The sequence below is a fragment of the Mycobacterium sp. KBS0706 genome (genome assembly GCF_005938675.2).
Lineage (GTDB): Bacteria > Pseudomonadota > Alphaproteobacteria > DSM-16000 > Inquilinaceae > Inquilinus.
In genome coordinates, this window is record NZ_VCCH02000023.1 from 91985 (window position 1) to 102221 (window position 10237).

At 69.7% G+C, this 10237-nt stretch carries 9 protein-coding genes; 4 read left to right on the plus strand and 5 right to left on the minus strand.

The genetic code is table 11. From position 1 onward, the window contains the following. Positions 1 to 24 precede the first annotated feature (24 nt). Both FFK22_RS15055 and FFK22_RS15060 read left to right on the plus strand, forming a co-directional pair. Positions 25 to 240 carry a Fic family protein gene (locus tag FFK22_RS15055; protein ID WP_221938609.1) on the plus strand — a complete coding sequence of 72 codons (216 nt, stop codon included), beginning with the start codon at positions 25 to 27 and terminating at the stop codon, positions 238 to 240. Beyond that, entirely contained in the window at positions 237 to 1619 is a 1383-nt protein-coding gene (locus FFK22_RS15060; RefSeq protein WP_138886235.1) for a formimidoylglutamate deiminase, read from the plus strand. Before FFK22_RS15055 ends, FFK22_RS15060 begins: the two co-directional genes overlap by 4 nt. A gap of 163 nt (positions 1620 to 1782) precedes the next feature. On the opposite strand, the gene FFK22_RS15065 is transcribed toward FFK22_RS15060, so the two are convergent. Continuing rightward, on the minus strand, positions 1783 to 2550 hold the full coding sequence (locus tag FFK22_RS15065) for a LysM peptidoglycan-binding domain-containing protein (protein ID WP_143956820.1): 768 nt from the start codon (positions 2548 to 2550) through the stop codon (positions 1783 to 1785). An 840-nt stretch (positions 2551 to 3390) separates the two neighbouring features. Here FFK22_RS15065 and FFK22_RS15070 point away from each other — a divergent pair. Together FFK22_RS15070 and FFK22_RS15075 are read left to right on the plus strand one after the other, a co-directional pair. Then, a complete protein-coding gene (locus FFK22_RS15070; protein ID WP_138886233.1) occupies positions 3391 to 3975 on the plus strand; it encodes a TIGR00730 family Rossman fold protein in 585 nt (194 codons plus the stop codon). 75 nt (positions 3976 to 4050) lie between these two features. Next, positions 4051 to 5265 carry an NADP-dependent isocitrate dehydrogenase gene (locus FFK22_RS15075; RefSeq protein ID WP_138886232.1) on the plus strand — a complete coding sequence of 405 codons (1215 nt, stop codon included), beginning with the start codon at positions 4051 to 4053 and terminating at the stop codon, positions 5263 to 5265. Between the two features lie 51 nt (positions 5266 to 5316). On the opposite strand, the gene FFK22_RS15080 is transcribed toward FFK22_RS15075, so the two are convergent. The 4 genes from FFK22_RS15080 to alaS form a co-directional block, all read right to left on the minus strand. Beyond that, positions 5317 to 5739, minus strand: coding sequence for a hypothetical protein (locus FFK22_RS15080; RefSeq protein WP_138886231.1), 423 nt, complete (start codon positions 5737 to 5739; stop codon positions 5317 to 5319). A gap of 160 nt (positions 5740 to 5899) precedes the next feature. Then, positions 5900 to 6433, minus strand: coding sequence for a hypothetical protein (locus FFK22_RS15085; RefSeq protein WP_138886230.1), 534 nt, complete (start codon positions 6431 to 6433; stop codon positions 5900 to 5902). A gap of 227 nt (positions 6434 to 6660) precedes the next feature. After that, positions 6661 to 7131, minus strand: a complete 471-nt coding sequence (locus FFK22_RS15090; protein ID WP_138886229.1) for a GcrA family cell cycle regulator — start codon at positions 7129 to 7131, stop codon at positions 6661 to 6663. Positions 7132 to 7243: 112 nt separating this feature from the next. Next, a complete protein-coding gene (alaS, locus tag FFK22_RS15095; RefSeq protein WP_138886228.1) occupies positions 7244 to 9895 on the minus strand; it encodes an alanine--tRNA ligase in 2652 nt (883 codons plus the stop codon). Positions 9896 to 10237: the final 342 nt, after the last annotated feature.

A 10237-nucleotide genomic window follows, 5' to 3' on the forward strand; every position in this document is an offset into this window, starting at 1 on the left:
CGCGTGTCCCATCACCGACACGCTGTGCGCCTCACCAACGGCCCCAATCCGCCGCCCGACGAGTTCATCCATCCGGTGGTCCGGACCGTCATCGTGCATTCCATCATCGGCGGTGACCATCCCTTCGTCGACAGCAACGGCCGGACGGCGCGGGCGTTGTTCTATTGGTCGGTTCTGCGCCAGAAATGCGCGCTGATGGAGTTCATCTCGATCGAGTGGCTGCAAGGAAAGAAGGGATGATCGTGACCACGCGCTATTTCGCCGAGACCGCCCTTCTGGCCGATGGCTGGGCCGACGACGTCCTGATCGAGGTCGACGCCCGGGGCGACATCGCCCTGGTCTCGGCCGGCGCGACACCCGGCGATGCGGAGCGGATCGCGGGCATCCTCCTGCCCGGCATGGCCAATCTGCACAGCCACGCCTTTCAGCGCGCCATGGCCGGGCTGGCCGAGACTGCCGCCGGCCCGGGCGACGATTTCTGGAGCTGGCGCGAGCAGATGTACCGCTTCGTCCGCGTGCTCGACCCGGACCAGGTCGAGGCGATCGCGGCCCAGCTGTATGTCGAGATGCTGAGGGCCGGCTACACCTGTGTCGCCGAGTTCCACTACCTGCACCACCAGCCGGACGGCACCCCCTATGCCGACCGGGCGGAGCTGTCGCGGCGGGCGATCGCGGCGGCGAAGGCCACCGGCATCGGCATCGCCCATCTGCCGGTGCTCTACAATACCGGCGGCTTTGGCGGACAGAAGGCCGGCGACGGTCAGCGGCGCTTCCTCAACGACGTCGACGGCATCCTCGACATCGTCGCCCGGCTGCGCGCCGACCATGCCGGCGATCCGGATGTGCGCATCGGCATCGCCCCGCATTCGCTGCGCGCGGTGCCCCCGGAGATGCTGGCGGCGACGGTCGACGGGATACACGCGGCCGACCCGGCGGCGCCGATCCACATCCACATCGCCGAGCAGGTCAAGGAGGTCGAGCAATGCGTCGCCTGGAGCGGCGCCCGGCCGGTCGAATGGCTGCTCGGCCACGCGGCGGTCGACGATCGCTGGTGCCTGGTCCACGCCACCCATCTGACCGAGGCCGAGACCGCGGCCCTGGCCGCCAGCGGCGCGGTCGCCGGGCTGTGCCCGACCACCGAGGCCAATCTCGGCGACGGGCTGTTCCCCCTCGCCCCCTACCTCGCCGCGGGTGGCGCGCTGGGCATCGGGTCGGACAGCCACATCTCGGTCGGGGTGATCGAAGAGCTGCGCTGGCTGGAATACGGCCAGCGCCTGTCGCACCGGAAGCGCGGCGTCGGCGCCGCGCCGGATCGCCCCTCGGTCGGCGCCACCCTGTTCCAGGCGGCGATCGACGGCGGCGCGCGGGCGGTCGGGCGCGCCACCGGCCGGATCGAGGCCGGCGCCCGGGCCGACCTCGTGGTGCTGGACCCGGATCATCCGGCGCTGATCGGCCGCAGCGGCGACACACTGCTGGACAGCTTCGTCTTCGCCGGCAACACCTCGCCGATCCGTGATGTCATGGCCGGCGGCCGCTGGCGGGTGCGCGACGGCCGCCATGCCGACGAGGCCGCCGTGGCGGCGCGTTACCGCACGGTGATGGCGGCGCTGCTGGGCTGACGGACAAAGACCTGGGGACAAAGAAAAGCGAGCCCTGGAAAACCGGGGCCCGCGAGGTGAACAGGGAGGCTGCTCGAGCGGGAGACGCTATCGAGCTGTCGCCACCTTATTCGGGCTTGCGCCGGCCTGCTGTGACGGTCGTCACGCCGGACGGATTTCGTCGTCAGCCGGGACGGGCCGCGGCCGCCGGGACCGCGAAGATCTGCCCTGGATAGATCAGGTCGGGGTCGCGGATCTGCTGCTGGTTCGCCTGATAGATCACGGTGTAGCGCGGCCCCTCGCCATAGACCCGGCGGGCGATCCGCCACAGGCTGTTGCCGGGCTGGACCACGACCCGTCCCTCGGCCACCGCGATCTCGGCCGGCGCCGCCCGCTGGAATGGGGTCTCGGCCCGGGCCGTGACCTTGCCGGCGGCGTCGAGCTGGTCGGCCCGCAGCCGGTAGACGCCCGGCGCGATCGCGCCTCCGGCCTGGATGCGGAACAGCCCGCGCAGGTCGGTCCGGCCCTCGCCGATCGGCCGGTTGTCGAGATAGAGCCGGATGGTGGCGTCGGCGCGGCCCCGGCCGCTGACGATGACGGCGCCGCCCTCGCCGTAGTCGATGACGTCGATCGAGAGAGCGGCAACGCGAGCGGCAGCTGTCTGGGGCGCGCCGCCGGTCGTCGGCGCCTGCAGCACGGTGGAGGCGCCCCGACCCTGCTCCGGCGTCAGCAGCACCAGGGGGCCGCCGCCGCTGCCGGTCGCCGGCCGGCCGGCGATGTCGCGGCCGCGCTCCGGCACCACCACCGTGGCGACCTCGCCGGAGGCGGCGCTGCCGTCGGCGAGGCGCAGCGACAGCTGATGGTCACCGGCCGCGATCGGCGCGTCGGACATGAAGAGCCAGCCGCCGGAGCTGTCGGCCTGAAACGATCCGATCTGCCGGTCGCCGTCCATCAGCAGGATGCGCGCCCCGGCCGGGCCGCGCCCGGCGATGGTGACGCCGCCATCCGAATTGACCCGGATCGCATCGAAACTCAGCGCGGCGGGACCGGCCGGATCTGCGGCTTGGGGGGATGGCGGGGCCGGAGGCTGCGACGGTTGGGTCGAAGCCTGCAGCTGAGCCGGAGCCTGGGGCTGGTCGGGAGCCTGCGGCGGCTGGGCCGCAGCTTGCGGCTGGGCTGGAGCCTGTGGCGGCTCGGTCGAAGCCTGGGGCTGGGCCGGAGCCTGAGGCGGCGGGGCCGCAGCCTGCGGCGGGGCTGGAGCCTGAGGTGGCTGGGTCGAAGTCTGGGCTGCAGCCTGCGGCGGCTGCGGTGCGTCCTGGCGCATGGCCGGTGCCAAGGCGGTCGCGGTCGGCGCTCCGGCGATCTGGGGAGGGGCGTCGAACCCGGTCCCCAGGACCCGCGGCGACGGCGGCGCGACGGGAGCCGAAGGCTCCGGGACCGTCGGCTTCGGCGCCGCAGGGGCCGGCGCTGCAGGCTTCGGCACGGCCGCCGCGGGCGGAGCTGCGGCGGGAGCCACCGCGGGGCTCGGCGGGACGGCATCGCGACGGGACTGTCCGGTGTATTCGACCACGGCGAGGATAGCCGCAAGCACAGCGACCGCGACGCCGCCGATCAGCAAGAGTTTCTTCAACGCCGGAACCGCCCCGATATAATTCGCGCCAAGGTATCCGCGTCGTCACCGACTCGCAACAAACCGCTGCGCCGGCTGCATCGAAACTTGCCCCGGCGGCGATCCCTTCCTAATGTCGCGCGCCGGCTGCGCCGGCCCTGCCCCGCCCACATCCGTGCGATCATGGCCGAACTCCGTTCCCTCTGCGTCTATTGCGGCTCCTCCTCCCGGGTCGACGAGCGCTACAAGACCGCCGCCGCCAACCTCGGCGCGCTGATTGCCGCCCGCGGCCTGCAGCTGGTCTATGGCGGCGGCCGGGTCGGGCTGATGGGCATCGTCGCCGACGCCGCGCTCGGCGCCGGTGCCCAGGTCGTCGGCATCATCCCGGAGCACATCCAGGCGCTGGAGGTCGAGCACACCGGCCTGACCGAGCTGCATGTCGTCGACAGCATGCACACCCGCAAGCGGATGATGTTCGACCGGTCCGACGCCTTCGTCGTGCTGCCCGGCGGCCTCGGCACGCTGGACGAGGCCTTCGAGATGCTGACCTGGCGGCAGCTGAAGCTGCACGAGAAGCCGGTCGTCTTCGTCGACATCGACGGCTTCTGGCGCCCGTTCCTGCGCCTGGTCGACCACATGGTCGCCCAGGGCTTCTGCCGGCCGGAGAACCGCGACCTGTTCCAGGTGGTCGAGACGGTCGAGGAGGTGTTCGGCGCGCTCGCCGCGCCGCAGCCGATCGCGGCCCCGGCCGGCGGCAAACGGGGGTAGCCCCCGCGCCTTTCGTCCCCGCCAACCGGGTGCTATAAGCCCGGCCATTCCTGTCCGAAGCGGAAAGATCCCGACATGGCCAAGATCAAGGTCAAGACCCCGGTCGTCGAGCTCGACGGCGACGAGATGACGCGCATCATCTGGCAGTTCATCAAGGACAAGCTGATCCTGCCGTATCTCGACATCGATCTTCGCTACTACGACCTCGGGGTCGAGTATCGCGACCAGACCGACGACCAGGTGACGATCGACGCGGCCGAGGCGATCAAGAAGTACGGCGTCGGCGTGAAATGCGCCACCATCACCCCGGACGAGGCGCGGGTGAAGGAGTTCAACCTCAAGAAGATGTGGAAGTCGCCGAACGGGACGATCCGCAACATTGTCGGCGGCACCATCTTCCGCGAGCCGATCATCTGCCGCAACGTGCCGCGGCTGGTGCCGGGCTGGCGCAAGCCGATCATCGTCGGCCGCCATGCCTTCGGCGACCAGTACCGCGCCACCGACCTGAAGGTGCCCGGCCCCGGCACGCTGACCATGACCTACACCCCGGCCGACGGCAGCCAGCCGATCGAGCTCGAGGTGTTCAAGTTCCCGGGCGCCGGCGTCGCGCTCAGCATGTACAACCTGGACGAGTCGATCCGCGGCTTCGCCCAGTCGTCGCTGAACTACGGCCTGCTGCGCCAGATGCCGGTCTACCTGTCGACCAAGAACACCATCCTCAAGGGCTATGACGGCCGGTTCAAGGACATCTTCGAGGAGGTCTACGAGGCCGAGTTCAAGGACCGGTTCCAGAAGGCCGGCCTGACCTACGAGCACCGTCTGATCGACGACATGGTCGCGTCGGCCATGAAGTGGGAGGGCGGCTTCGTCTGGGCCTGCAAGAACTACGACGGCGACGTGCAGTCGGATTCGGTGGCCCAGGGCTTCGGCTCGCTCGGCCTGATGACCTCGGTGCTGCTGACCCCCGACGGCAAGACCGTCGAGGCCGAGGCGGCGCACGGCACGGTGACGCGGCACTATCGCGAGCACCAGAAGGGCCGGGCGACCTCGACCAACCCGATCGCCTCGATCTTCGCCTGGACCCAGGGCCTGACCTACCGCGCCCGCTTCGACGAGACGCCGGAGCTGCTGCGCTTCGCCCAGACCCTGGAAAAGGTCTGCGTCGAGACGGTCGAGGCCGGCCACATGACCAAGGACCTCGCCATCCTGATCGGGCCGGACCAGCCCTGGATGACGACCGAGCAGTTCCTGGACAAGCTGGACCAGAACCTGCAGGCCCAGATGGGCTGACCGGCCGCCTCGGACGAAACGAAAGGCCGGCTCGCGCCGGCCTTTCTGCCGTCAGGGGCCGATCACGTTGTCGATCGACAGCCCCTGCAGCACTGCCATCAGCGGCGCCTCGCCTGCAGCCGCGCAGACCAGGCCCTGGATCAAATGGCTGCGGCGCTGCAGGTCGAAGACGCCGCAGCGCTCGCCCGAACCGGTCAGGCTGATCATCCGGTACCGCAGGCGATACCCGTTCACGGTCGTCTGGTCACCGCGCAGCACGGTGAACCCGCTCGCCTTGAACACGCGCTGAGCCATCTCGGAGAGGCTGGGCAGGCGGTCGCTGTCGCGCCAGGTATAGCCGCCGGGCAGCCGCGACCAGTCGACATAGGCGAGCAGCTCCCGGGTCGAAAAGACCGCCCTGTCCGCCCTGACGATGCCGCCGCCGTCGGCCTCCTGCACCTCGATATGCTTCGCGTCCTCGGCGGCGACGGCCACCAACGGCCCCGAGACGAAGCTGATCGGTGACTCCTCCGATCGGGCAGGCCCGGACGCCGCCACGAGCATGAGAAGCCCCGCGGCACACCGCATCACTCGATTGAACATGATCCCCCTCCGCCTCGCGGGCGGCTCCGCCCGCTGTCTTTGAACCGGTCGCTCAGGGCCCGATCACGCCGTCGATCGAGATGCCCTCCATGACCTGCTGCACCGTGAAGGCGCGGGCGGCCGGAGCGCAGGCGAAGCCCTGGACCATGTGGTTCCGGCGCATCAGCGCGAAGACGCCGCAGCGGCGGTCGATGCCGATCAAACTGATCTTCCGGTACCGCGCGGCATAGCCGTTCACCGTGATCGCGTCACTTTCCAGGATGGTGAAGCCGGTGGCGTCGAAGACGTCCTTCACCTCGTTCGACAGGGAACCGACGTCGTTGTCCTGCCACCGGTAGTGGCCGCCGAGGCGCGACCAGTTCACCCAGGCGAGCATCGGACCGGATTTGAACACCGCCGTGTCGGTCTTCACCGCGCCGAAGGCCGAATGGGCGAGAGATTCCTCGTCGTGCTTGACGTTCTCCGCCACGGCCCCCTGCAGCGGCCCCGAGACGAAGCTGATCGGAGACTCCTCGGCCAGCGCAGGCCAAGACAACACGGCCACGGCAAACACGCCCATGGCGCGCCGAAACATACGATCGAACATGATCCCCCTCCGCCCATGATGAACCGGTGCGGGCCGCGCGGGCCCGCGGATCCGCCCATTCGGTCATTCAGGAAGGGTTCAGGGCAAACAAAGCGCCGCCAGGGCAAGGAGCCCGGCGGCGCAGGATAAAATGCCTCGTTTCATGAAATTCCCTCCGAATATCCGGAAGGAATTAATGCCGGAGATGCGACCGGCTGGCGAGGAAATTCGTTAAAATCCTCGACAACTCACGCGCGCAGGATGGTGCGGTCGTCGTCGCGCCGCTTGCCGGGCGGTTGATAGGCGATCTGCGCGTGCTCGGTGCAGTACGGCAGGTTGCCGTGGGCGGCCTTGCCGCAGAAGTGGAAGTCCTTGTCGCGCGGATCGCCGATCGGCCATTTGCACATCCGCTCGGTCAGGTTGAGGATGGTGGCGCCGCCCGATTTGCGCTCCGGCACCGGCTTGGCCGGCACTTTCTGCACCGCCGGCGGCGAGGCCTCGACGGCAGCGACGGTGGTGGTGGTGGTGACGCCCTCGTCCTCGTCCTCGCCATCCTTGCGCTTGATCGGCGACGGCCGGCCGGACAGTTCCAGCCGATGGGCCTTGCCGATCACCGCGTTGCGAGAGACGCCTCCCAGGATCTCGGCGATCTCGCTTGCGCTCTTCCCGTTTCCCCAGAGCTGGCGCAGCTGCGCCACCCTTTCTTCGGTCCAAGACATCCGCTTCTCCCAAGATCACGCGCACTGGATGCGCGTACCACATATTGCGGCCTCATCCACGGACGCTACCACATCCGGGACAGCCACGACAGATCCTTTCAAGCCCCTCCGGTCAGGCGGCGAGTGCCGCCTCGACCGCCGCCAGTGCCTGGTCGGCGCGGGCCGCATCCGGCCCGCCCGCCTGCGCCATGTCCGGGCGACCCCCACCGCCCTTGCCGCCGGCCGCCTCGGCCGCGGCGCGCACCAGCGCCACGGCATCGAACCGCCCGGTCAGATCCTCGGTCACGCCGATGCAGACCGACAGCTTGCCCTCGGCCCGGCCAATCAGCGCCACGATGCCGGAGCCGAGCTGCTGCTTCAGCGCGTCGGCCATCGGCTTCAGCTCCCGCGCCGGCAGATCGTCGGTGACTCGGCCGATGAACTTGACCCCGCCGATGTCCTTGACCTCGGGCGCGGCCCCGCCGCTGCCCGCCGTCGCCAGCTTGCGCCGCAGGTCGGAGACCTCGCGCTCCAGCCGCCGCCGCTCCTCGACCAGGGCGGCCAGGCGCGCCGGCAGATCGTCCGGCGTCACCTTCAGCGCCGAAGCCGCATCGGCCAGCAGCGTGTCGCGATGCGCGGCATAGGACACCGCACCTTCGCCGGTCACCGCCTCGATCCGGCGGATCCCGGCGGCGACCGCGCCCTCGGACACCAGCCTGAAGGCGCCGATATCGCCGGTGCGGCCGACATGGGTGCCGCCGCACAGCTCCTGCGAATAGACCCTGTTGCCGTCCTGGCCCATGCCGACGACGCGCACCGTGTCGCCGTATTTCTCGCCGAACAGCGCCATGGCGCCGGCGGCGATCGCGTCCTCCGGCGTCATCAGCCGGGTGGTGACCTCTGCGTTCTCGCGGATCCGGGCATTGACCTCGGCCTCGACCGCGGCGATGTCCTCTGGCGTCAGCGGCCGCGGCTGGCTGACGTCGAAGCGCAGCCGCTCCGGCGCCACCAGCGACCCCTTCTGGGTGACGTGCTCGCCCAGCCGCCGGCGCAGCGCCGCGTGCAGCAGATGGGTGGCCGAATGATTGGCGCGGATGGCGCCGCGGCGGGCATGGTCGACCTTCAGCTCGACCGCGTCGCCGACCTTCAGCATGCCGCTCTCGACAGTGCCGATATGAGCCCAGAGGACCCCGGCCTGCTTCTGGGTGTCGCGCACCGCCACGGTGACGCCGCCGGTGCCCCCGGCCAGCGTGATCGTGCCGGCGTCGCCCATCTGGCCGCCGCTCTCGGCATAGAACGGGGTCTGGTTGACCACGACCACGACCTCGGCGCCCGGCCCGGCCTGGTCGACGACCTGGCCGTCGACCAGCAGCGCGGTGACGACGCCCTCGGCCGTCTCGGTCTCATAGCCAAGGAATTCAGTGGGTTCGAGCTTTTCCTTCAACTCGAACCACAAGGCGCCAGTGGCCGCCTCGCCGGAGCCGGCCCAGTTCTTCCGGGCCTCGGCGCGCTGCCGCTCCATCGCCGTGTCGAAGCCGGCGGTGTCGACCGTGCGGCCCTGGCCGCGCAGCACGTCCTGGGTCAGGTCGAGCGGGAAGCCATAGGTGTCGTACAGCTTGAATGCCACCTCGCCCGGCAGGGCCTGGCCGCCGCCGAGCCGGCCGGTCTCGTCCTCCAGGAGGCGCAGGCCGCGGTCGAGGGTCTGCTTGAAGCGGGATTCCTCCAGCTTCAGCGTCTCGGTGATCAGCGCCTCGGCCCGGACCAGCTCGGGATAGGCGGCGCCCATCTGGCGCACCAGCGCCGGCACCAGCCGGTACATCACCGGGTCGCGCGCGCCGATCAGATGGGCGTGGCGCATGGCCCGGCGCATGATCCGGCGCAGCACGTAGCCGCGGCCCTCGTTGGACGGCATGACGCCGTCGGCCATCAGGAAGGAGGTGGCGCGCAGGTGGTCGGCGATCACCCGGTGGCTGACCTTGTGCGGGCCGTCCGGGTCGCTGTTGGTGGCATCGGCCGAGGCCTCGATCAGGGCCCGCATCAAGTCGATGTCGTAATTGTCGTGCTTGCCCTGCAGCACGGCGGCGATACGCTCCAGCCCCATGCCGGTGTCGATCGACGGCCGCGGCAGGTCGACCCGCGTCTCCTTGGTGACCTGCTCGTACTGCATGAAGACCAGGTTCCAGATCTCGATGAACCGGTCGCCATCCTCGTCCGGGCTGCCCGGCGGGCCGCCGGCAATGCCGGGGCCGTGATCGAAGAAGATCTCCGAGCACGGGCCGCAGGGGCCGGTGTCGCCCATCGCCCAGAAATTGTCCGAGGTCGGGATGCGGATGATCCGGTCGTCCGGCAGGCCGGCGATCCGGCGCCACAACCCGGCCGCCTCGTCATCGGTATGATAGACCGTGACCAGCAGCTTGTCCTTGGGCAGGCCGTATTCCTTGGTGATCAGACCCCAGGCCAGGTCGATCGCCTGTTCCTTGAAATAGTCGCCAAAGGAGAAATTTCCCAGCATCTCGAAGAAGGTGTGGTGCCGGGCGGTGTAGCCGACATTCTCGAGATCATTGTGCTTGCCGCCGGCGCGCACGCATTTCTGCGAGGTGGTGGCGCGCTTGTAGGGCCGCGTCTCCATGCCGGTGAAGACGTTCTTGAACTGCACCATGCCGGCATTGGTGAACAGCAGAGTCGGGTCGTTCCTTGGCACCAGCGGGCTGGATGCCACCACCTCGTGGCCGTTCTCGCCGAAGAAGTCGAGGAAGGTCGAGCGGATGTCGTTGACGGTCTGCATCGGGGATGGTCGGCCTGGGCGTCTTTGGCGGTGCGGCCCCGGAGAACCCGACGACCGAGCCGACGCTTGTAGCGCGCCGGGGCGACCGCTGTCCAGGAAGGGACGCGGTTGAAACGTTGCCGATGCCATGCCTTTTGCCGACCGCACGGCAGATTCCCTGGGCTGCGCTTGTGGGCATGAGGCGAAAGTCATTTTTTGAGGCGAGACGATGGGCCAGCGTCGCCCCCTCGCCCTCCCGGCCCAACCGGGCCAGCTCCGCCCTCTCTCCGAGGAGAGGGAAAATGGATCCGACCGGCCCTCGGCCGTCACCCGGTGTCGGCGGCCTCCGGGTCGTCGGCATCG

Coding starts and splice junctions, on each gene's coding strand:
- FFK22_RS15075 (WP_138886232.1), top strand. CDS start 4,051: ATGGCCAAGATCAAGGTCAAGACCCCGGTCGTCGAGCTCGACGGCGAC.
- FFK22_RS15060 (WP_138886235.1), top strand. CDS start 237: ATGATCGTGACCACGCGCTATTTCGCCGAGACCGCCCTTCTGGCCGAT.
- FFK22_RS15065 (WP_143956820.1), bottom strand. CDS start 2,550: ATGGACGGCGACCGGCAGATCGGATCGTTTCAGGCCGACAGCTCCGGC.
- alaS (WP_138886228.1), bottom strand. CDS start 9,895: ATGCAGACCGTCAACGACATCCGCTCGACCTTCCTCGACTTCTTCGGC.
- FFK22_RS15070 (WP_138886233.1), top strand. CDS start 3,391: ATGGCCGAACTCCGTTCCCTCTGCGTCTATTGCGGCTCCTCCTCCCGG.
- FFK22_RS15085 (WP_138886230.1), bottom strand. CDS start 6,433: ATGTTCGATCGTATGTTTCGGCGCGCCATGGGCGTGTTTGCCGTGGCC.
- FFK22_RS15090 (WP_138886229.1), bottom strand. CDS start 7,131: ATGTCTTGGACCGAAGAAAGGGTGGCGCAGCTGCGCCAGCTCTGGGGA.